This is a genomic window from Simplicispira hankyongi (assembly GCF_003570885.1).
In the GTDB taxonomy this organism is placed as follows: Bacteria; Pseudomonadota; Gammaproteobacteria; order Burkholderiales; family Burkholderiaceae_C; genus Simplicispira; species Simplicispira hankyongi.
The window spans coordinates 194,007-216,896 of sequence record NZ_QXJC01000005.1 but is presented as its reverse complement, the minus strand read 5'-3'; the positions used below and the strand labels follow the sequence as shown (position 1 = coordinate 216,896).

The 22,890-nt window shown below is 67.8% G+C and carries 13 protein-coding genes; 7 read left to right on the top strand and 6 right to left on the bottom strand.

What is annotated here, in order from left to right:
* Positions 1 to 51: 51 nt before the first annotated feature.
* The 3 genes from secD to D3F03_RS13000 all read right to left on the bottom strand — a co-directional run bounded on the left by secD (position 52) and on the right by D3F03_RS13000 (position 6,156).
* Entirely contained in the window at positions 52 to 1,941 is a 1,890-nt protein-coding gene (gene secD / locus D3F03_RS13010) for a protein translocase subunit SecD (protein ID WP_119109836.1), read from the bottom strand.
* A gap of 94 nt (positions 1,942 to 2,035) precedes the next feature.
* Positions 2,036 to 2,368: a preprotein translocase subunit YajC gene (yajC, locus tag D3F03_RS13005; protein ID WP_119109835.1), complete on the bottom strand. Its 333-nt coding sequence runs from the start codon at positions 2,366 to 2,368 to the stop codon at positions 2,036 to 2,038.
* A gap of 224 nt (positions 2,369 to 2,592) precedes the next feature.
* The gene (locus tag D3F03_RS13000) at positions 2,593 to 6,156 is read right to left on the bottom strand and encodes an indolepyruvate ferredoxin oxidoreductase family protein (RefSeq protein WP_119109834.1); all 3,564 of its coding nucleotides are present in this window, start codon (positions 6,154 to 6,156) and stop codon (positions 2,593 to 2,595) included.
* Positions 6,157 to 6,344: 188 nt separating this feature from the next.
* On the opposite strand from D3F03_RS13000, the gene D3F03_RS12995 reads away from it, so the two are divergent.
* Positions 6,345 to 6,827 (top strand): Lrp/AsnC family transcriptional regulator, encoded by a 483-nt coding sequence (locus D3F03_RS12995; RefSeq protein WP_119109912.1) that lies wholly within the window; start codon positions 6,345 to 6,347, stop codon positions 6,825 to 6,827.
* Between the two features lie 101 nt (positions 6,828 to 6,928).
* Here D3F03_RS12995 and mltA read toward each other — a convergent pair whose 3' ends face one another.
* Positions 6,929 to 8,134, bottom strand: a complete 1,206-nt coding sequence (mltA, locus tag D3F03_RS12990) for a murein transglycosylase A (RefSeq protein ID WP_119109833.1) — start codon at positions 8,132 to 8,134, stop codon at positions 6,929 to 6,931.
* Here mltA and D3F03_RS17305 point away from each other — a divergent pair.
* Together D3F03_RS17305 and D3F03_RS12985 are read left to right on the top strand one after the other, a co-directional pair.
* Complete coding sequence (locus D3F03_RS17305) at positions 8,082 to 8,261, top strand: hypothetical protein (protein ID WP_199665470.1); 180 nt, start codon at positions 8,082 to 8,084, stop codon at positions 8,259 to 8,261. The two genes, mltA and D3F03_RS17305, sit on opposite strands and share 53 nt — an antisense overlap.
* Before the next feature lie 135 nt (positions 8,262 to 8,396).
* A complete protein-coding gene (locus tag D3F03_RS12985) occupies positions 8,397 to 9,044 on the top strand; it encodes a YiaD family glycine zipper/OmpA-like lipoprotein (protein WP_119109832.1) in 648 nt (215 codons plus the stop codon).
* Here the strand turns inward: D3F03_RS12985 and D3F03_RS12980 are convergent.
* Both D3F03_RS12980 and D3F03_RS12975 read right to left on the bottom strand, forming a co-directional pair.
* Positions 9,041 to 9,856: a carbon-nitrogen hydrolase family protein gene (locus tag D3F03_RS12980; protein WP_119109831.1), complete on the bottom strand. Its 816-nt coding sequence runs from the start codon at positions 9,854 to 9,856 to the stop codon at positions 9,041 to 9,043. The two genes, D3F03_RS12985 and D3F03_RS12980, sit on opposite strands and share 4 nt — an antisense overlap.
* Entirely contained in the window at positions 9,853 to 14,016 is a 4,164-nt protein-coding gene (locus D3F03_RS12975; RefSeq protein ID WP_119109830.1) for a YhdP family protein, read from the bottom strand. The genes D3F03_RS12980 and D3F03_RS12975 overlap by 4 nt, the downstream gene beginning before the upstream one ends.
* A gap of 98 nt (positions 14,017 to 14,114) precedes the next feature.
* On the opposite strand from D3F03_RS12975, the gene glnE reads away from it, so the two are divergent.
* From glnE to D3F03_RS12955, 4 genes are all read left to right on the top strand, one after another.
* Positions 14,115 to 16,859 carry a bifunctional [glutamate--ammonia ligase]-adenylyl-L-tyrosine phosphorylase/[glutamate--ammonia-ligase] adenylyltransferase gene (glnE, locus tag D3F03_RS12970; RefSeq protein WP_199665466.1) on the top strand — a complete coding sequence of 915 codons (2,745 nt, stop codon included), beginning with the start codon at positions 14,115 to 14,117 and terminating at the stop codon, positions 16,857 to 16,859.
* A 148-nt stretch (positions 16,860 to 17,007) separates the two neighbouring features.
* Positions 17,008 to 18,468 (top strand): efflux transporter outer membrane subunit, encoded by a 1,461-nt coding sequence (locus D3F03_RS12965; protein ID WP_119109829.1) that lies wholly within the window; start codon positions 17,008 to 17,010, stop codon positions 18,466 to 18,468.
* 57 nt (positions 18,469 to 18,525) lie between these two features.
* On the top strand, positions 18,526 to 19,695 hold the full coding sequence (locus tag D3F03_RS12960) for an efflux RND transporter periplasmic adaptor subunit (RefSeq protein WP_119109828.1): 1,170 nt from the start codon (positions 18,526 to 18,528) through the stop codon (positions 19,693 to 19,695).
* 11 nt (positions 19,696 to 19,706) lie between these two features.
* On the top strand, positions 19,707 to 22,853 hold the full coding sequence (locus tag D3F03_RS12955) for an efflux RND transporter permease subunit (RefSeq protein WP_119109827.1): 3,147 nt from the start codon (positions 19,707 to 19,709) through the stop codon (positions 22,851 to 22,853).
* Positions 22,854 to 22,890: the final 37 nt, after the last annotated feature.

Here is a 22,890-nt window from a genome sequence, read left to right as displayed (position 1 = left end):
TATGCGCTGAGCGCATGTGACGCTGGAACTAAAAATTCCATGACAGTTCCCTTATTTCACTGAAGCAACGGAAGTTCCGCTCGCCTCTGGCTTCCAGATCTGACCGATCGACAGGCTTTTGAGCCGCTTCTTGCCGCCGTACCACAGGTTCACCAGGCCGCGCGAGAAAAACACCGCAGAGAACATGCTGGTCAGAATCCCGAGCACGTGCACCACGGCAAAGCCGCGCACCGGGCCGGAGCCGAAGGCGAGCAGCGCCAAGCCGGCAATCAGCGTCGTCACGTTGGAGTCGAGGATGGTGGCCCAGGCGCGCTCGTAGCCGGTGTGGATCGCCATCTGCGGTGACGCACCTTCGCGCAATTCTTCGCGGATGCGCTCGTTGATCAGTACGTTCGAATCAATCGCCACGCCCAGCGCCAGCGCCATGGCGGCAATGCCGGGCAGCGTGAGCGTCGCCTGCAACATGGACAGCACGGCCAGCAGCATGAGGATGTTGACCGAGAGCGCAATGCTGGAAAACACGCCGAACAGCATGTAATAAAAGCACATGAACACCACGATGGCCAGCATGCCCCAGACCACGCTGTGGATCCCGCGTGCAATGTTGTCAGCGCCCAGGCTCGGGCCAATGGTGAATTCTTCAATGATTTCCATGGGCGCGGCCAGCGAACCGGCACGCAGCAGCAACGCCGTGTCGTTGGCTTCCATGGTGGTCATGCGACCCGATATCTGCACCCGGCCGCCGCCGATTTCCGAGCGGATGACGGGCGCCGTCACGACCTCGCCCTTGCCCTTTTCAAACAGCACGATGGCCATGCGCTTGCCGACGTTCTCGCGCGTGATGTCCTTGAAGATGCGCGAGCCCTTGGCGTCCAGCGTCAGGTTGACGGTGGGCTCCTGCGTCTGGCCGTCGAACCCCGGCTGGGCGTCGGTCAGATTTTCGCCGGTCAGCACCACTTGCTTTTTGACGATCACCGCCTGGGCGTTGCGGTCCAGGTATTTCTCATCGCCAAACGGCACCACACCGCGGCCGATTTCGGCGGCACGCGCCTCGGTGCCTTCGTCCACCATGCGCACTTCCAGCGTGGCCGTGCGGCCCAGAATGTCCTTGGCCTTGGCAGTGTCCTGCACGCCGGGCAGTTGCACGACGATGCGGTCAAGACCCTGCTGCTGGATCACCGGCTCGGCCACGCCCAGCTCGTTGATGCGGTTGTGCAGCGTGGTGATGTTCTGCTTGAGTGCCTGCTCCTGCACGCGGCGCGTCGCCTCGGGCTTGATGCTGGCGCGCAGCAGCTGTCCACCATCGGCATCCTGGCTGACCGAGGTCTGCAAATCCGGGAACTGGTCGGCAATGAGGTTGCGCGCCGCCGTCAGCGTGGCTTCGTCGCGCAGGTGAATCTCAATGTTCTGGCCTTCGCGCGCGATACCGCCGTGGCGGATGTTCTTGTCGCGCATGGTGGTGCGCAGATCGCCTGCATAGGACTCGGCCTTCTTGGTCAGCGCAGCCTGCATGTCCACTTGCAGCATGAAGTGCACGCCGCCGCGAAGGTCCAGGCCCAGGTACATGGGCGCAGCATGGATCGCCGAGAGCCAGGCGGGCGAGCGCGACACCAGGTTCAGCGCGACGATGTACGCCGGGTCCTGCGGATCGGGAATCAGGGCTTTCTCAATGGCGTCCTTGGCCTTGAGCTGGTTGTCCGGTGTATCGAAGCGCGCCCGCACCGACGCGCCTTCGAGCTGCAGCAGATCGGTGGTGACACCGGCTGCCTTGATCGCTTCGCGCACCCGCTCTTCGACCGCCGCATCGACCTTGATGGTTGACTTGGCAGACGACACCTGCACCGCAGGGGCTTCACCAAAAAAGTTCGGCAGGGTGTAGATCACGCCTACCAGCAGGGCCACCACCAGGATGGCGTATTTCCAGATCGGAAAACGGTTCATGTTCGGGCGTCCCTACGCGGAAACAAAAGAAAAGGCGCGACGCAGCTGCGTCGCGCCGCTCGCACTGGCTGTGCGCGCCAGTGAGAGACCAAAATTACTTCAGCGTTCCCTTGGGCAGCACTTGCACCAGTGAAGCGCGCTGAACTTGCACCTCGACGCCGCTGGCGATCTCCACATGCAGGTACTGCTCGGACAGGCGCGTGATGCGGCCCAGCATACCGCCGCCGATCACCACTTCGTCGCCCTTGGCGACGGCTTCCACCATGGCGCGGTGCTCCTTCTGGCGCTTCATCTGGGGGCGGATCATCACGAAGTACAGCACGATGAACATCAGCACCAGCGGCAGCATGCCGGTGAGCGTGGACATCATGTCGCCACCGGCGGCGGCGGCCGGCGCGGTCTGGGCAAAGGCAGAAGAAATGAACACAGGAAAACTCCAAGGAAAACGGATGGCAGACACGCTGCACTGAAGCTGCGGGCGCAAGAAAGGCGGCTAAACCGCAAGCGCGCCATTGTATGCGGCCCGCTTTGGGCGGGGGCAGCGTGCGGTTTACGGCCCGCTTTGAGCGAACCTCTGCGGATTCTTTTTAATAGAAAACAGCCTCTAGCGCTTATGCAGCATGCGCTATTAGCTATCAATATAGGATTTTCTCACGCGAGCTTCTGTTCGGCCCCTGGCGTGCGCCAGCGCGCCATCAGCGCGCTCCACTTGGCACGCGCGGCGCTCAGATGGCGGTCTTTCACGTGGCCGTAGCCGCGAATGTCCTCTGGAATACTGGCGATTTCCACGGCCAGCGCCAGATTCTCGCCGCTGAGCTTGGCCAGCAGCTCATCGATGCAGGCACGGTACTCGCCAATCAGCGCGCGCTCGGTCTGGCGCTCCTGGCTGTAGCCAAACGGGTCGAGCACGCTGCCGCGCAGGCCCTTGAACCGGGCCAGCACGCCAAAGGCCTTGCGCATCCACGGGCCATAGCTTTGCTTGACGAGTTCGCCCTTGTCATTGCGTTTGGCCAGCAAAGGCGGTGCCAGGTGGTGCACCACCTTGTAGTCGCCCTCGAACATACCGGCGATTTTGTCGGTGAAGCTGCGGTCGGTATGCAGGCGCGCGACTTCGTACTCGTCTTTGTAGGCCATGAGCTTGAACAAATAGCGCGCCACGGCTTCCGCAAGGCGCGTGCCGCCCAGCTTTTCCTCTGCTGCTTGAACCTTGGCGACGAAGGCCTGGTAGTCGCCCGCATAGGCTGCGTTCTGGTAGGCCGTGAGGAACTCCACGCGCCGCGCCACCACGCTCGCCAGCGTGGGTTTCTTGACGAATTCAATCACCTGCGCCGGAGCCAACAGCGCTTGCACCGCTGCCAGGTCGTGCGCACAGCGCCGGCCCCACTCGAACGCGGCCTGGTTGTTGGCCACCTGCACGCCGTTGAGCTCCATGGCGCGCATCAGCGCCGCGTGCGAGAGCGGCACCCGGCCCTTCTGCCAGGCGTAGCCCAGCATCAGCGGGTTGGTGTAGATGCTGTCGCCCAGCATCTGCGTGGCAACGCGCTCGGCGTCGAAGGTGCCCACCAACTCGCTGCCGACCGCCGCCGCGATGGCGCTCTCGCACGCCATGCCCGGAAATTGCCACTGCGGGTTGGTGACGAAGGCGGCCGTGGGCGTGCTGTGCGTGTTGAGCGCAACAAAGGTGCGGCCGGGCTGCATCACGGCCAGGCTGGCCGGGTTCGCCGCCACGATGGCGTCGCAACCAATGACCAGATCGGCCTTGGCAATGTCGACCTTGGTGGTGTGGATGCTGTCCTGCCGGTTGGCGATCTGCACATGGCTCCAGGTGGCGCCGCCCTTTTGCGCCAGGCCACCGGCATCCTGCGTGACCACGCCCTTGCCGTCGAGGTGCGCTGCCATGCCCAGCAGCGAGCCGATGGTGATGACGCCCGTGCCACCGACGCCGCCCACCACGATGCCCCAAGGCTGCTCCGCATTCGGCAGCACCGGCTCGGGCACCGGGGGCAGTGCGGCCGCACCGGCCTTGGCCTGCTTCTTCGGCTTCTTGAGCGAACCGCCCTCGATGGTGACAAAACTCGGGCAGAAGCCGTTGACGCAGGAGTAGTCCTTGTTGCAGGTGCTCTGGTTGATCCTGCGCTTGCGGCCAAACTCGGTCTCGACCGGTTCCACCGACAGGCAGTTGGATTGGACCGAGCAGTCGCCACAGCCCTCGCACACCAGCTCGTTGATGACCACGGTCTTCGTCGCCTGCGGCATCAGGCCGCGTTTCCTGCGCCGGCGCTTTTCGGTGGCGCAGGTCTGGTCGTAGATCAGCACCGTGCAGCCCTTGATCTCGCGCAGCTCGCGCTGGATGCGGTCCAATTCATCGCGGTGGTGCACCGTGACACCGGCTGCCAGCGGTGCACCGTCGTACTTTTGGGGCTCGTCGGTGACGATAACGATCTTGACCGCGCCTTCGGACTTCACGCTGTTCATGATCTGCAGCACCGAGTGGCCCTCGGGCCGCTCGCCGATCTGCTGGCCGCCCGTCATGGCAACCGCGTCGTTGTAGAGAATCTTGTAGGTGACGTTCACGCCGGCGGCAATGGATTGGCGGATCGCCAGCAGCCCGCTGTGAAAGTACGTGCCGTCGCCCAGGTTGGCAAACACATGCGCGTCCTTGGTGAACGGCGCCTGGCCCACCCAGGTGACGCCCTCGCCGCCCATCTGCGTGAAGGTGCTGGTGGAACGGTCCATCCACACCGTCATGTAGTGGCAGCCGATGCCGGCCACGGCGCGCGAGCCCTCGGGCACGCGGGTGCTGGTGTTGTGCGGGCAGCCGCTGCAGAACCACGGGGCGCGGTCGCCGGTGTCGGCTTTGGGGGCCGCCAAGGCACGCTCACGTGCTTCCACGATGGCCAGGCGGCTGTCCATGCGGGCCACCACATCTTCGGGTACGCCGAGTTTTTTGAGGCGCTTGGCAATCGCCTTGGCGATGATGGCCGGCGTCAGGTCGGCCTTGGCGCGCAGCAGCCAGTTCTGGCTGGGGTTGGGCATGGACCATTCACCGCCCTGCCCGTTCTCGCCCTCGGCCTCGTCGAACTTGCCCAGTACCGTGGGGCGCACGTCGGGGCGCCAGTTGTAGAGCTCTTCCTTGATCTGGTACTCGATGACCTGGCGCTTTTCCTCGATCACCAGGATTTCTTGCAGCCCCTTGGCGAAGTCGCGCGTGATGGTGGCCTCCAGCGGCCAAACCACGTTGACCTTGTGCACACGGATGCCGAGCTGGCGGCAGGTGGCATCGTCCAGCCCCAGGTCGACCAGCGCCTGGCGCGTGTCGTTGTAGGCCTTGCCGCTGGCGATGATGCCGAAGCGGTCGTTCTGGCCTTCGATGACGTTGTAGTTGAGCTTGTTGGCACGCACATAGGCCAGCGCCGCGTACCACTTGTAGTCCATCAGGCGCGCTTCCTGCTCCAGCGGCGCGTCGGGCCAGCGGATGTGCAGGCCGCCGGGCGGCATCACGAAGTCTTCGGGCAGCACGATCTTCACGCGGTCGGGGTCGACCGAGACGCTGCTAGACGACTCCACCACCTCCTGAATCGTCTTCATGCCGGACCACACGCCGGAAAAGCGGCTCATGGCAAAGGCGTGCAGGCCCATGTCCAGGATGTCCTGCACATTGCTCGGGAAGAACACCGGCGTGCCGCAGGCTTTGAAGATATGGTCGCTCTGGTGCGGCGCCGTGCTGCTCTTGCTGATGTGGTCGTCGCCGGCAATGGCGATCACGCCGCCGTGCCGGGCCGTGCCAGCCATGTTGGCGTGCTTGAACACGTCGGAACAGCGGTCCACGCCCGGGCCTTTGCCGTACCAGATGCCGAAGACGCCGTCGTATTTTTTGCTCTGCGGGTACAGATCGAGCTGCTGCGTGCCCCACACCGCCGTGGCGCCAAGTTCTTCGTTCACCCCTGGCTGGAAGACGATATGGTTTTCGGCCAAATGCTTTTTGGCCGCCCACAGCGCCTGGTCGTAAGTGCCCAACGGACTGCCGCGGTAGCCGCTGATGAAGCCGGCGGTGTTCAACCCCACGGCCGCATCGCGCTGGCGCTGCAGCATGGGCAGGCGCACCAGGGCCTGCACGCCGCTCATCATGGCGCGGCCGTGGCCGAGGGTGTATTTGTCTTCCAGACTGACCGTTTCGAGGGCTTTGCGGATGTGCTCGGGCAGGGGCGCATTCATGGGGTTGGTCTCCAGTAATTTCGTGGGTTCGCTGCTGGTGGCGCGAGAAGGTTCGCAGCGGGCACAGCCAGATAAAGCCACGCACCCATTGTGGCGACAAGTGTAGATTGGCGCTGACGATAGGTGTTTGCGTTTGATGCCGTAAATGCGCTATGTTCAGCAAGGTTCTTTCTCTTGCAGGGCGCTTTGTGGAAGCTTTAGACAAATTCGATGTCGCCATCCTGGGCGAGCTGCAGCAGGACGCGCGCCTGACGAATGCGGAACTGGCGCAGCGCGTGGGGCTCTCCGCCGCGCCCTGCTGGCGGCGGGTGCGCGCGCTGGAGCAGGCCGGCTTCATCCTGGGCTACCGTGCCGAAATCGACCGGCGCAAGATCGGCCTGGGCGTGCTGGCCTTTGTGCGGCTGGACGCCGACCGCAACACCGGCGGCGTCACACGCGCCATGGAAGAGGCCATCCGCCAGATTCCCGAAGTGGTGTCCTGCCACTACATCAGCGGCACCGGCACTTTCGAGCTGCAGGTGGTGGCACGCGATCTGGACAGCTTTTCGCAATTCGCGCGAGACGTGCTGCTGCACCTGCCGAACGTGAAAGACATGCACACCAGCTTTTCGCTGGGCGAGGTGAAGGCGGGTGGCGCCCTGCCGCTGTCGCACCTGGGCGGCGGGCGGTAGTCTGGCAAAAATCGGAACCCGCAGCACGCCACATCAACAAAAACTACTGTATTGATAGCTGCCAGCGCTTATGCACAAAGCGCTGGAGGCCAATTTGACTCTTAATTTCTCTGCCTCGGCCACAGCGCCCACAGGCGCAGCGGCTGCTTGAGGCGACCCGCCGTATCCCCTGCCTGCGCGCCCCAGCCCAAGAAGAAGTCGGCCCGCACCGCGCCGACGATGGCACTGCCCGTATCTTGCGCCAGCACCAGGCGCGAGAGCGGCACGAGCGGCCCGGGCGAGGCCAGCCATACCGGTGTGCCGTAGGGGATGCTCGCCTTGTCCACCGCAATCGAGCGCCCCGGCGTCAGCGGCACGCCCTGGGCGCCGCGTGGGCCGAAGGCGGCGTCGAGCGCGTCCATGGGCTCTTCGCGGAAGAACACGTAGCGCGGGTTGGCCCAGAGCAGCTCGTTCACCCGCTGCGGGTTCTGCGCCATCCAGGCGCGGATGCCCGGCCAGGTGGCGTCGCGCACCAGGCCCTGATCGAGCAGCCAGCGGCCGATGCTGCGGTACGGCAGATCGTTGGTACCAGCGTAGGCGACGCGCACCAGATGGCGGGTGCCGTCGGGCTCCAACAGATTGAGCCGGCCTGAGCCCTGAATGTGCAGCACCATGGCCTCGATCGGATCGCGCAGCCAGGCGATGGCGCGGCCGGCCAGCGCCGCCTGGGCCTGGGGAAGGGTGTCGATTTCCTGGCGCGAATACCAGGGACGGCGACGCCCCAAGTCTGCCGGCGGCGCATACAGCGGCACCGAGAAGCCATTGCCGGGCACACGGGCGGCGTCGTATTCGGGCTCGAAATACCCGGTCAGCAGGCCCTCGCCCCCACCACCCGGCGCTTCGACCCGGTAGGGCTGCAGGCGCGCGACCATCCAGGCACGCTGCTCTTCGGGGCTGGCAATACTGAGCTGGCGCACCTCGCTGCACAGCGGGGCGAATACCGGCGCGGGGCGCTCGCAGCTTTTGATCCAGGCGTTCCAGGCTTCGTACAGGGCATCGTCCGAGAAGCCGGGCAGCGCGCCCCAATGCACCGGCACCCAGTGGCTGCGCGGCTGGGCAAGCGGCGCCGGCAAGGCGGCCGGCTCTCCGGGAAGGGGCGCCACTTCGGCGATCGGTGGCCCGGCGGGCGTGGGCTCTGGGGCGGGCCGACTGGCGCAAGCCGCCAGGCTTCCTACAATCAGGGCCAGGAGCGCACGGCGCAGGAGTGTGACATTCATGGGAGTTATTTTGCTTGAGGCGTTCGGCGCCATGGTGGCGCTGCTGCTCATTGTCTGGTGGACGATGTTTTCGGGGCGGCCGCGCGGCGAACCGCCGCGGCAGCACAAGGAAGACAGCGACGAGAAAGCAACCGCCAAGGCGCCGCCGCCCTCGGAACCCCCACCGCCCGCCGCCTGACACCGTCGCCCGCGTCCTACAGCGACACGGCCGCTGACGCCGCTGCGGCGCCAGGCGCCTTGGAAAACAATGAAAAGCCAGCCTGCTGCCCACGCGGGGGTGGGCCTTTTCCTGTATTTGCCAAGGAGTTCTGACATGCACCATTCCCGAATCCTCGCCGCCGCCGCCACCGCGCTCCTCATCACCGGCTGCGCCAATATGGACGACACCCAGCGCCGCACGGCCACCGGCGCAGGCGTCGGCGCGCTCGCCGGCGCAGTCATTGGCTCAGCCACCGGCGGCAGCGCTGGCACCGGCGCCGTGCTGGGCGCGGGCGTTGGAGCGCTGGGCACCTATATCTGGTCACGCAACATGGAAAACCAGCGCCGCAGCATGGAGCAGGCGACCCGCGGCACCGGCGTCGGCGTGACGCAGACGGCCGACAACCAGCTGCGCCTGGAGATTCCGAGCGATATTTCCTTCGACACGAACAGCAGCAACATTCGCGGTGCCTTCCGCCCGCTGCTGGACCAGTTCGCCCAGGGCCTGCGCGACAACCCACACACCGAGGTGCGCATCGTCGGCCACACCGACAGCACAGGCAGCGACGCCGTGAACGACCCGCTGTCGGTGGACCGCGCCGCCAGCACGCGCAGCTACCTGGCCGCGCGCGGTGTGGACCCGGCGCGCATCCGCATCGAAGGCCATGGCTCGCACCAGCCGGTGGCCAGCAACGATACGGCACAAGGCCGGGCACAGAACCGCCGCGTCGAAATTTACGTTGGCGAGCCCGGCAGAGGCTAAAAAACCCGGTGCGAAAGCGCCGGCAACTGGCGCCGCACCTCGTCCAGCCGCGCCGGGTCGGCGTCCGCCAGGACCATGCCGGCCCCATCCGGCAGTGCCTCCAGCACCTTGCCCCAGGGGTCGGCCACCAGGCTCTGGCCCCAGGTGCGGCGGCCATTCTCGTGCCGGCCGCCTTGCGCCGCGGCCAATACAAAGGCCTGGTTTTCAATCGCGCGGGCGCGCAGCAGCACCTCCCAATGGGCGCTGCCAGTGGTCCACGTGAACGCAGCCGGCACCACGAGCAGATCAGCACCTGCTTGCGCGTGGAACCGGTAGAACTCAGGAAAGCGCAGGTCGTAGCAGATGGACAGGCCGACGCACCAATCCCGGCCACTGCGGTCGGTGAGATGCAGCTGCACTGGCGCGCCACCCGGCTCTATGGTTCGGCTCTCGTCGATTTGTTCGTCGCCGTGCGCCAGCCGGAACAAGTGCACCTTGTCGTAGCGCGCCACGCACTCGCCTTGGGGCGAAAACGCCAGCGAACTGTTGCGCACGCGCTCTGGGTCGCTGCAGGCGAGCGGCAGCGTGCCGCCGACAATCCACAGGCCAAGTTCCTGCGCGGCACGCGCCAGAAACGCTTGTACCGGGCCGTCGCCCAGCTGCTCTGCATGGCCAAGCTTGTCGCGCTCGCGCAGCCCCATGGCCGAAAAATACTCGGGCAGCACCGCCAGTTCGGCGCCGCCCGCAGCAGCGCGCTCCAGCAGAGCGCGGGCAGTGGCGAGGTTGTCCGGCACGCGCGGCCCAGACACCATTTGCAGGGCAGCGATTTTCATGGTTTTTCCTCCAACGCTTCGGCAGCAGCCGCAGACGGAGTGGGTGCGGGCGCAGGCTCCGGCGGCGCCTGCAGAAGCCGCCTGGGGAGTTTCGTTACTTCCGGGTCGCTCCAGGTTCCGTGCACGGAAAACTCCTGTGTAGCGGCCGCGATCAAGGGTCCGCGCAGAAACACCTGCGCAAGAAAGCTGCCCAGGCCCACCACAGGGTTGATGGCGGTGGCCACGAGCGAGGCGGTCAGCGCATTGATTTCCGGCACGACCACCACGTGCAGGTCCTGCGTCTCGTGCTCGATGTCGGCGCTGCCTTCCATGAGCACTGCGGCGTTGACGCCCTTCATCTGCAGGTTGTTGGTCGTGGCGACACCGCGTGCGATGCGCACGTCGCCGCGCACGAAATCAAAGGCAAACCCCTGGCTGAAGATATCCCGAAAGTCGAGCGCGAAACGGCGCGGAAGCGATTGCAGGCTGAGCACGCCCAGCAGCTTGGCCAGACCTGGCTCGGCCTTGAGGAACTGCCCCGTACCGACGTCAAGATGGACCTGCCCCGTCATGGATCGGTAATCGGGGCTGATGGGGGCGCCCAGCCAGGCGATCTGCCCCTCCATACGCCCGCGCCCGCGGCGCACCACGTCCTGCATGCCAAAGCGCCCCAGCAGTGCGCCGGCGTCGCGGATATCCAGCGCAAAGCCGAGCACGGTGCGCCGCTGCGGCGCGGCGGCGTCGGCCTTTCCTGGCTGCGGACCCGTGTGCACGCCTGCGGCCTGTACCTGCGTCCAGTTGCCGCTGGCGGTGAACACCGCATCGGGGTTGGAGAGGTTGAACTTGGCCAGCCGCCATTCGCGCTGCGCATCTTCGCCGCCGCGGTTGCGGGCATCGATTTCAAGGCGCCCGAGCTTGCGCCCGCGCAGCTCGAAGGCCTCGGCGACGATGTCGAGCGCCGGCAGGCTGGCGGGCTGCTCGTCGAGCAGGGCGTCGATCTGCGTGGCCGCGCTCTCCGGCACGGAAAGGCGCGAGAGCCGCGCAAAAAGCCCGCCCGCGCCCTGGTTGCCGCTCGCCGCCTGGCGGTATTCGAGGTAGCCGGCCAGTTCCTGCGCGTCGAGGTTGGCGCGCCACACCGCCCCCTCATGCGAGCCGCCCACCACCAGACTGTGCAAGGTGCGGCCGTCCAGGCGCAGGCTGCCCGCCTGCAGAGCGAAAATGTCGGGCAGGTAGCGCTGCAATGCGCCTGGAACGGCGGAAGTCGCGCTGGGTGCGCCAACGGCCTTCGTGCCATCCATCGGAGCGGCCAGCGCGGCCTGCCAGGCGTCCAGGTCCAGGTCACCAAAGCGCAGGTTCGCCTCGACGCCTTTCTCGGGCAGAGTGCGCAGTTGGACATCCGGCACCCCCAACGCAATGCTGCCGCGCAGCACCTCGGGTGCAGCGTTGCCCAACTGGCGCAGATAGGTCAGCGCGGCCAGCGAGCCTACTTCCACGCTCAGCCTGTCCTGCAGAGCAGTCGCCTCTGCAGGGAGGGCCAGCGAGGCCGCGGTCAACTGGTTCTCAAAGCGCACGGACAAGCTGCTGTCGGCCGATTTGGCGAGCGGCGCGGGCAGGTCAAGCGCCATCCCCTGCAGGCCCGTGGTCAGCAGCACTTCCGGCATCCCACGGCGCACGGTGAGCGCCAGCGTATACGGCGCACTCCCCGTGGCGTGGCGCGCCAGCGCCGAAAGCAGCCCCAGTTCGCTGGCCTGTTGCAGACCCAGGGCGCTGGCCGTTCCCTGGGCACGCAATTGCACACCGGCGCCCTCCGGCGCCCCCCGCATGCCGCCCTCGATACGCACCTCGCCGCCCAGCGCCTGCGCCTGCACGCCCGAGAGCGAGAAGCCGCTTTCCGTGAACTGGACGCTGCCGCGCGCGCGTGCCAGCAGCGGCGTATCGGGCGTGATGCGCACGTCGTTGCCGGCCAGCTGCAGGTTGCCCTGCACTTTGGAGGCTTGCAGTTCACTGATCGGCAGATGCAGGCGCAGGTGCAACTGACCGCTGCCCGTGCCACTGGCCTGCGCCAGCGCACCGCCTGTCATGTGTGCCAGGGGCGATGCCGCGACAAAGCCCAACAATTGCGCCAGGGGGCCGCGCGCGTCCGCCGCCACGCCCACCACGCTGTGCGAGAAGTCGGGAATGCTGGCCTCGACATTGCGTGCCTCGACACCTGGCAGACCAGCAAAGCTTCCGACCGCGCCCTTCACCTGCATGCCTGCGCGCTCGAAAATCAACTCGCCCGAGAGTTTCACCAGCGCCGGCCAGGGGGCCTCGCCTGCCGCTTGCAACTGCGGCGGCACATAGGCATAGGTCACGCCGTTGACACGCGCTGCAATGCGGAAATCCCCCTGGCGCGGGTCGGTGAATGGCATGTCGTGCAGATCTCCCCGCACCCGGAACGTGACGCTGCTGGCGCGTCCGGTCTGCACGGCGTCGCGCACATAGTGGCGTGCCTCGGCAGGGACCGAGAGCGGCAGGTAGCGGTGCACGCGCGTACCGTCGGCGCGGGTCAACTGCCCACGCAGGTCGAGCACGCCAGGAAAGCGTGCCTTGGAAGACGACTTGGCCGGGTCGCTGGTGTGCCAGCTGGCACGCGCTTCGCCGGCGGCGTCGGCATTGGCAAACTGCGCCCGTGGCACTTCGACCGAGATGCGCTCACCGGCCAGCTTCCAGGTCACATCGGCATGCAGTTCGTCCAGCGGGAGCGTGGCGTCCTCGAACACGTTCGGCAGCACCAGGGCGCCGCCAGTCATTTGCAGCGCCGCCTTGCCGCCTAGCTGCGTCAGGTCGAAATCCACGTCCAGTCCGCGCACCCCCGGCGGGGCCTGCTCGCCCGGCGCCAGCGCCTCGCCTGCCGCGGGCGTAGCGGCCAGGGCCAGCGCGCTGACGCGCCCGCGCGCCTCGTAGCTCTGCGGCGCTTCAAGCGCCCCCTGCCAGCGCGCGGCAATGCGTTCCACCAGGCCGCTGGGTGCGTAGCGGTGGAGCTGGGCATGCACCTCCTTGGAAAACGGCAGCCGCTCGGCAATGCGCGCGAGCGCCGCAAGATCGAGCTGGTCGGCGTCGAACTGCCCGCGTGCCACGGCCCCACGCTGCGCCTGCTGGTAAGACAGACGCAGGTTGCCGCCAGGCCAGTTCCCGTCCTCGCTGGCAAAGCGCAGGCCTTGCGTGAAGATTTGAAAGCCTGCTGCATCGCGCTGGCCGCCCACGCGGCCCTGAACGCCGTGCAGGACCAAGGGCTCGAGCTCCGGGGCGAGGCGCAAATCGAGCTGTGCAATGGCGACATCCGCTGCGCCGCCCCTGGCCTGACCATGCTCCACGTCCAGCCAGGCGCGCAGGGCCCCGGCTCCCTGCGTGAGCGCGACCTGACCCAAATCCACATGGCGCCCAAGCTGCGACACGTCCACTTGCGGAAAAGAGGCATACACCTGCCCGCTCCACTGTTGCCAGCGCCCGCTGTGCACCGACAGCAGCGGCTCGCGCATGCGCGCCATCAGCGTGAAACGCTCGCCAAAGCCAGCCGGCGGCGTGGCATCGATCCGTGCGGCGTGGCGCCAATTGCCATTGCGCAGCAACACCTCCACGTTGTCCAGCGAGAGCGGCGGCGCACCGCGCAGTTCGTCGGTCCAGCGCACCCGCCCGCCGCGCACCACCACCTCGGGCTGGGAAAAAAGCCAGTCCGCCGCCCCGCTGCCCTCGCCTGCTGCGCTGAGGTCCAAGCCCGCCACCCAGATATGCCCATCCGGCGTGCGCCGCACGTCCAGGTCTGGGCCTTGAATGAAAAGTTGTTCGAACTCCAGGCTCAACAGCGAGCGGGGAGAGAGGGCGACCACGACCTGCTTGAGGTGCAGCGCCTCGCGGCCCTGGGCATCGAGCAAGGCCAGATCACCCAACTCCAACGTGGGAATGACGCCCTCGGTCCGCGCGCTGATCGAGCCCAGCCGCACGGGCACGCCCAGGGCCTGCTCGGCGCGCGCCTCGATGAACGCACGGTATTGCCCGATACGCGGCACAATCCAGCCGTGAAGTACGCCCCAGGCGACCGCCAGCAGCAAACTGAACGCCAGCAGCAGACCCAGTGACCACCGCGCGAACAGCGCCACCAGTTTCAGGAGGCGTGTGGGGTGGGCAACAGGTTCTGTCATGTTTTGGCGGGAGCTGACAAGAATTATGACCCGCTGAGGGCGCCCAGGGGTCCTAGAACCCGAGTCCCATCCGCAGCACCAGAGGTGCCGCACAGGCCATGCCCATAGAACTGCCCGCCCGCGCCGCCGCCACGACCGAACCGGCCGCCCATTCCCGGTTTTTCCAGCGCTTGCACCGCCGCTATGCGGCTGAAATGGCGCTGCTGCCAACGGGTATGCCGGTGCGGGAGGCCATGGAAACCGCCCTGGCAGCGCTGCGCGCCCAGGGCCACGCGCTGCCGGTGGCGCTGCGCATCCTGCGCCAGATCGTGCTCGAACGCACCATGCGGCTCGACTGCGCCGGACAGGCGAATCTGGCCGACGTCACGCACGCCATGACCGATCTCGCCGAGCTGGCCCTGGACGAAGCCTGCCGGCACGCCCGCGCCGAGCTCGACAGCCGCCACGGCGCCCCGCAAGGGGAAGGCGGTGCCTTTGTCGATCTGTGGGTGATCGGCATGGGCAAGCTCGGAGCGCGCGAGCTCAATGTGTCGAGCGACATCGACCTGATCTATGTCTACGCCTGCGACGGCGAGACCGCGGGCACCGCCGAGGGGCGCGGCCGCATCTCGCACCACGAATACTTCGCCCACGCGGTGAAGATGATCTACGCCCTGGTGGGCGAAGTCACCGAGCACGGCTGCGTGTTCCGTGTCGACCTGGCCCTGCGGCCCAACGGCAATTCGGGCCCGGCTGCCGTATCGCTCGCGGCACTGGAGGAGTACCTGCAGGTGCAGGGGCGCGAATGGGAGCGCTTTGCCTGGCTCAAGAGCCGCGTGGTGGCGCCGCGCGCGAGCATCACCGGCGAGGGCGTGCAGGCGCTGCGCGGCGTGGTGCTGCCCTTCGTGTTCCGCCGCTACCTGGACTACAGCGTGTTCGATGCACTGCGCGCCCTGCACCGCCAGATTCGCGAGCACGCGGCGCGGCGCAGCGCCGGCCACCCGGAGCGGGCCAACGACGTCAAGCTCTCGCGCGGCGGCATACGCGAGATTGAATTTACCGTGCAGTTGCTGCAGGTGGTGCGCGGCGGCCAGTTCCCCGAACTGCGCCGGCGCCCCACGCTGGACGCGTTGCCGCGCATCGCCCAGGCCGGGCTGATGCCGCCAGAGACGGCCGAGGCGCTGGCGCGTGCCTATGTCTTCCTGCGCCGGGTAGAGCACCGCATCCAGTACCTGGACGACCTGCAAACGCACATCCTGCCGACGCGCGACGACGACCTGGCCTGGATTGCCGACACCTTGGGAAGTGCCAACTGCTGCGCTTTCCTGCACGAACTGGACGCGCACCGCGAGCTCGTGGCAGAGGAGTTCGACAAGCTGCTCGGCGGTGAGGAGCGCGGTTGCAACGGCAAGCGCTGCACGCCGCGCAACGCAGCCGGCGAGGCCATGGCCAGCGCCCCCGACCTGGAAGGCCTGATCGAGGCGCTCCCCGGGCAGCTCCAAGAGCGCGTCGCGGAATGGCGCAGCAACCCGCGCGTGACCGCTCTGCGCCACGAGGCCCGCGTGCGCCTGCTGCGCCTGGTGCAGCGCACCGCCCAGTGGGTCACCGAGGGCCGCGTCAGCGAGGAAGCCGCCGTTCGCCTCGTCGACTGGCTTGAAACGCTGTTGCGCCGCGAGAGCTACCTGGCGCTGTTGCTGGAACGCCCGGCGGTGCACGAGCAGTTGCTGCACCTGCTGGGCGCCGCCCGTTGGCCGGCACGCTACCTGCAGCAGCACCCCGGCGTGATCGACGAGCTGGCCGGCACCGAGATGCTGGCCGAGCGCTTCGTGGCGGCCGACTTTGAACGCGATTTGGAGCTGCGCCGCCACTCGCTGCAATCGACCCAGGAAGACGACGACGAAGCCTTGCTCGACCTGCTGCGCCGCGCCCACCACGCGGAAACCTTCCGCACCCTGGCGCGCGACCTGGAAGGCCGCATCACCGTCGAGCAGGTGGCCGACGACCTGAGCGCCCTGGCCGACAGCGCGCTGCGCCTGACCGCGCGCTGGTGCTGGGAGCGGCTGCGCGGCCGCCACCGCGAAGTGCCGCAGTTCGGCATCATTGGCTACGGCAAGCTCGGCGGCAAAGAGCTGGGCTACGGCAGCGACCTGGACATCGTGTTCGTTTTTGACGACGACGACGAGAACGCCCCCGAAATCTACGCCGCCTTCGTGCGCAAGCTCATCAACTGGCTCACCGTGAAGACCGGCGAGGGCGATTTGTTCGAAATCGACACCGCCCTGCGCCCCAACGGCAACTCAGGCCTGCTCGTCACGAGTTTCGAAGCCTTTGCCAACTACCAGGAGCGGCGTGGCAGCAACACCGCCTGGACCTGGGAGCACCAGGCCATGACGCGGGCGCGCTTCGTGCTTGGCAGCCCCGAGCTGGAACGCCGCTTTGACGCGGTGCGCACCGCCGTGGTTACCGCCGAACGCGACCCGGCCGCGCTGGCACAGGAAATCACCACCATGCGCGAACGCGTGCGCGCCGCCCACCCGGTGCCGGCGGGCAGCTTTGATGTGAAGCACAGCCAGGGCGGCATGGTGGACGCGGAGTTCGCGATGCAGTTTCTGGTGCTGTCGCAATCACGCACACACCACGCTCTGGTGGAAAACAAAGGCAATATCGCTTTGCTGCAGATCGCGGAAGACGCCGGCCTGCTGCCAGCAGGCGTGGGGGCAGCAGCCGGCGCCGCCTACCGGCGCCTGCGCCAGATACAGCACCGCGCGCGCTTGAACGAAGAGCCCACCCGCGTGCCGCCAGAGATCGTGCAAGCCGAACGCGAGGCCGTCCTGGCGCTGTGGGCTGCGGTATTCTCGGCATGACGGGCCGCACCCAAATAACTACAAAAATAATAGCTGCAAGCGCTTTATGGATAAGCGCTAGCGGCCAATTTTGCTAAAAACCTAGCCCCTTGGGCTGGCGCCTGCACCTGTTCGGCCCCCAGCGCCCCGCCCAACCCCGTTCGTTTGTATGAATGTCTTGCATTTTTGCCGGGCGCGCACCCTGCGCAGCGCCCTGGCGCTGTCCTTGCCGCTGGCGCTCGTCGCCTGCGCCGTGCAGCGCCCCGCCGCCCAGGTGACCGCGCCCGTGCCCACGGCCTGGCAAGCACCCCTGCCGCACCACGGTCAGCTGGCCGACCTGGAGCACTGGTGGGAGCACCAGGGCGACCCGCTGCTGGTCGAGCTGATCGCGGCTGCACAAGCGGCCAGCCCCGATCTCGCACAGGCCCGCGCGCATCTGGTGCAGGCGCGCGCCGCACAGGCCGCCGCCCGGGCGGCATTGCTGCCCTCGCTCGATGGGCAGGCCAGTGCGAGCCGCGGTTTCAATGAGCAGGTGGAGGCCTTGGCCAGCACCGCACAGGCGGGCGTACAGGCGGGCTGGGAGATCGACCTGTTTGGCGGCAACACCGCCGCCAGCGACGCGGCGCGCGAGCGCCTGGCCGGCGCCGGCGCCCAGTGGCACGAAGCGCGCGTGTCGGTGGCGGCCGAGGTGGCGCTGCAGGTCAGCGGCTGGCGCAGCTGCGTGCAGCAACTGGCCGTGGCGGCGTCCGACGCACGCTCGCGCGGCGAGACGGCGCGCCTGGCGCTGGCGAGCGAAAAGGCCGGCTTCACGGCGCCGGCCACGGCAGCCCTGGCCAGCGCCAGCGCTTCCGATGCCAAGGTACGCACCGAGCGCCAGCGCATGGAGTGCGAGATCAACCTGAAAACCCTGGTGGCGCTCACCGGCCTGGACGAGGCGGCGCTGCGCGAACGGCTGGCCGCCGCACCGCCGCCGCACACGCCGCAGGCGCTGTTTGCCATCGCCACCGTTCCCGCGCAGGCGCTGGCGCAGCGCCCCGACGTGTATGCCGCCGAGCGCGAAGTCGCCGCGGCCAGCGCCGAGGTGGGGGGCGCGCAAGCCGATCGCTACCCACGCCTGAGCTTGAGCGGCTCCATCGGCCGTGGCTGGCTGCACACGGGCGGCACCAGCATCAGCAGCAACACCTGGTCCCTGGGGCCGCTGGCCCTGAGCCTGCCGATCTTCGACGCCGGCCGCCGCGCTGCGCAGGTCGACGCCGCCGTGGCGCGCTACGACGCGGCCGTGGTGCTCTACCGGGCCCAGGTGCGCAAGGCAGTGAGCGAGGTGGAGCAGGCGCTGGTTCAACTCGATAGCACCGAGACGCGCAGCACCGACGCACAGCAGGCGGCTGCCGGCTACCAGCGCTCGTTCGAGGCGACCGAGGCGCGTTGGCGCGCGGGCTTGGCCAGCCTGGTCGAGCTGGAAGACGCGCGCCGCACCGCACTCGCCGCGGATACCGCGCTGGTGGCCCTGCAGCAGGAGCGCATGGCCGCCTGGATCGCGCTCTACCGCGCCGTCGGTGGCGGCTGGGATGCCGGCGGGGCCACAACGCCCACGTCCACGTCCACGCCTCATACCGCCAGCGCCAGCTGAACCCCAGCCCAACAACCCCACAGCCTCTCTTCATTTGACCGCAGGAATGGACCTTCCATGCAGCCCAGGAAACTGACCCTTTCGATTGCCACCATCACCACGCTGTGCCTGCTGGCGGCCCTGGGCGCACTGTTTGCGCCCCACGCCTCGCGGGCCGCCAGCGAGGCGAAGGACGCGCCGGCCAGCGCACCACGCCCAGCGCTTGCCGTGACGACCACGCAGGCCACGCGCTCGTCCATTGCCCTGCGCCTGCCGGCCAACGGCAATGTCGCCGCCTGGCAGGAGGCCAGCATTGGCGCCGAAAGCAATGGCCTGCGCTTGACGGAGGTGCGCGCCAACGTCGGCGACCAGGTGCGCGCCGGCCAGGTGCTGGCCGTGTTTGCCGCCGACACCGTGCAGGCCGACGTAGCGCAGGCGCGCGCCAGCCTGCTCGAAGCCAAGGCCAACGCAGCCGAAGCCGCTGCCAATGCCGAGCGGGCGCAGACGCTGATTGCCTCAGGCGCGCTCAGCCAGCAGCAGATCGGCCAGTACGCCACCGCCTCGCAAACCGCGCAGGCGCGCGTGGAGGCCGCGCAAGCGATGCTGCACGCGCAGCAACTGCGCCTGCAGTACACCCGCGTGCTGGCGCCCGACAGTGGCGTGATTTCATCGCGCAGCGCCACCGTGGGCGCGGTGGTGGGCGCCGGCACCGAGCTGTTTCGCATGGTGCGCAAGGGCCGGCTCGAATGGCGCGCCGAAGTCAGCGCCAGCGATTTGCCGCGCCTGCACGCAGGCGATGAGGTCCGCGTGACGACCACCGCCGGCACGCAGGTGACGGGCCGCGTGCGCATGCTCGCGCCCACGGTGGACCCCAAGACCCGCAACGCCCTGGTCTATGTGGACCTGCCGGCGCACGCGGACATCCGCGCCGGCATGTTTGCCCAGGGCGAGTTTGTGCTGGGCGCGCGCCAGGCGCTGAGCGTGCCGCAATCGGCCGTGGTGGTGCGCGACGGCTTCAGCCAGGTGTTTGAGGTGGGCGACGACCACCGCGTGGTCATGCGCCGGGTGCAGACCGGCCAGCGCGTGGGCGAGCGCATCGAGATCGTCTCGGGCCTGGAGGCGAGCGCGCGCATCGTGGTGCGCGGCGGCGCGTTCCTGAACGATGGCGATCTGGTGCGCACCACCGAAAATTTAGATCAAAACAAGCCTCCAGCGCTTATTGCACCTGCGCAAGAAGCTAGCAAATAAGGAGCATCCGCATGAACCTGTCTGCCTGGTCCATCCGCAACCCGATTCCTGCGGTCATGCTGTTCGTGCTGCTGACCCTGGCGGGTCTGCTGTCGTTCCGCGCCATGAAGGTGCAGAACTTCCCCGACATGGACCTGCCGGTGGTCGTGGTCACGGCCGTGCTGCCGGGGGCCGCGCCGGGCCAGCTCGAATCGGACGTGGCGCGCAAGATCGAGAACGCCATTGCCACCACGCAAGGGCTCAAGCACATCACCACCACGCTGACCGATGGCGTGGCGACCATCGCCGCCGAATACCAGTTGGAAAAGCCGGTGCAGGAGGCGGTGGACGACGTGCGCTCGGCGGTCTCGCGCGTGCGCACCGACCTGCCAGCCGACCTGCGCGACCCCATCGTCGCCAAGCTCGAACTCTCGGCCCAGCCGATTCTGGCGTTCGCCATTGCCTCCAAGCGCATGGACGACGAGGCGCTGTCGTGGTTCGTGGACGACACGCTCACGCGGCGCCTGCTTGCCGTGCCGGGGGTCGGCGCGGTGAACCGCGTGGGCGGCGTGGCGCGCGAGGTGCGCGTGGCGCTCGACCCGCTCAAGCTCCAGGCTCTGGGCGCCACAGCGGCCGAGGTGTCGCACCAGTTGCGCCAGGTTCAGATTGAAAGCGCTGGCGGCCGCGCCGACCTGGGCGGCGCCGAACAACCCGTGCGCACGCTGGCCACGGTGCAGACGGCGGGTGAACTTGCCGCGCTGGACATTCCGCTGGGCGACGGCCGCCATATCCGCCTCGACCAGGTCGCCACCATCCGCGACACCGTGGCCGAGCAGCGCACTGCCGCGCTGCTCGATGGCCAACAGGTCATCGGCTTCGAGGTCTCGCGCAGCCGGGGCGCGAGCGAGGTGGAGGTGGGCGCCGGCGTGCAGCGCGCGCTCGACCAGTTGCTCGCCGAGCGGCCCGACCTGCAGCTCACCCGCACCGTGGATTTCGTGCAGATCGCCAGCGACGAGTACGACAGCTCGATGCACCTGCTGTACGAAGGCGCCCTCCTCGCCGTGGTGGTGGTGTGGCTGTTCCTGCGCAACTGGCGCGCCACCATCGTCTCTGCCGTAGCGCTGCCGCTGTCGGTCATCCCGGCATTCATCGGCATGCACCTGCTGGGGTTTTCGATCAACATCATCACGCTGCTGGCGCTCTCGCTGGTGGTGGGCATCCTGGTGGACGACGCCATCGTCGAGGTGGAAAACATCGTGCGCCATTTGCGCATGGGCAAAAGCCCTTACGAAGCCGCCATGGAAGCCGCCGACGAGATTGGCCTGGCCGTCATCGCCACCACTTTCTCGCTGATTGCGGTGTTCCTGCCCACGGCCTTCATGAGCGGCATCGCCGGGCGCTTTTTCAAGCAATTTGGCTGGACGGCGGCGCTGGCGGTGTTTGCCTCGCTGGTCGTGGCCCGCTTGCTCACGCCCATGATGGCCGCCTACCTGATGAAGCCAGTCGCCGCACAGCAGCGCGAGCCGCGCTGGCTGGCCACCTACATGCGTGCGTCGTCCTGGTGCCTCCGGCACCGCGTGCTGACGATCGCGGGGGCGCTGGTGTTCTTTGTCGGCTCCCTCGCGCTGATCCCGCTGCTGCCGTCCGGCTTTATTCCCGCGGACGACAACGCCCAGACGCAGGTCAACCTTGAGCTGCCGCCCGGCAGCAGGCTCGCCGACACCCGCGCCGCCGTGGCGCAGGCGGCCGAGCGCGTGCAACGCGTGGGCCATGTACAAAGCATTTACACCACGATCGGTGGCGGTTCGGCAGGAACCGACCCCTTTGCCGGCGGCGGCGGTGCCGGCGACCCGCGCAAGGCCACGCTGACGCTGCGCCTGGCGCCGCGTGGCGAGCGCCCGCTCAAGCAGGAGATCGAGCAGCGCCTGCGCGCGGCGCTCGCTGACCTGCCTGGCGTGCGCGTAAAAATCGGTCTGGGCGGCTCGAACGACAAGTACGTGCTGGCGCTCGCCAGCGAAGACCCCCAGGCGCTGGCCAGCGCCGCGCGCTCGGTGGAGCAGGGCATACGCACCATCCCCGGCATCGGCGGGGTAAGCTCCAACGCCAGCCTGGTGCGCCCCGAAATCGCCGTGCACCCCGACTTTGCCCGCGCCGCCGACCTGGGTGTCACCAGCAGCGCCATTGCCGAGACGCTGCGCGTGGCCACCGTGGGCGATTACGACCAGTACCTGCCCAAGCTCAACCTGGCGCAGCGCCAGATTCCCATCGTGGTGCGGCTGAACGACACGGCGCGCGAAGACCTGTCGGTGCTGGAGCGCCTGGCGGTGCCCGGCGCCAATGGCCCGGTGCGCCTGGCCGAAGTCGCCATGCTGGAGGTCGCTGGCGGCCCGGCGGTGATCAGCCGCTACGACCGCGCGCGCAACGTCAACTTCGAGATCGAACTGGGGTCCCGGGGCCTGGGCGAAGTGACCGACGCGGTCAAAAACCTGCCCGCGGTGCGCAACCTGCCCGGCAGCGTGCGCCTGATCGACGTGGGCGACGCCGAGATGATGGGCGAGCTGTTTGCCAGCTTCGGCCTGGCCATGCTCACCGGCGTGGTGTGCATCTACATCGTGCTGGTGCTGCTGTTCAAGAATTTGCTACAGCCCGTGACCATTCTGATGGCCCTGCCGCTGTCGCTCGGCGGCGCCTTCGTCGGCCTCTTGATTGCGGGCAAGAGCTTTTCCATGCCGTCTTTGATCGGGCTGGTGATGCTCATGGGCATTGCCACCAAAAACTCCATCCTGCTGGTGGAATACGCCATCGTGGCGCGGCGCGGGCACGACGGAAGCGACGGCCGGCCGGCCGCCCTGGGCATGAGCCGCATCGACGCCCTGCTCGACGCCTGCCACAAGCGCGCCCGCCCCATCATCATGACGACGCTGGCCATGGGCGCCGGCATGCTACCCATCGCGCTGGCGCTGGGCAGCGCCGACATGAGCTTTCGCTCGCCCATGGCGGTGGCGGTGATTGGCGGGCTGCTGACATCGACCGTGCTCAGCTTGCTGGTGGTGCCGGCCGTGTTCACCTACATCGACGATCTGGGGCAGTGGCTGCGCCGCCAGCTACCGCGCAGCCGGCCAAAACAGCCCGATCCCTCCCCGGGGTTGCGCGTGCGCCAGGCGCCTGCCGACCAATAGAGCAAATTGCCTGCAAGCACAGGCGCTATTGCGTGCC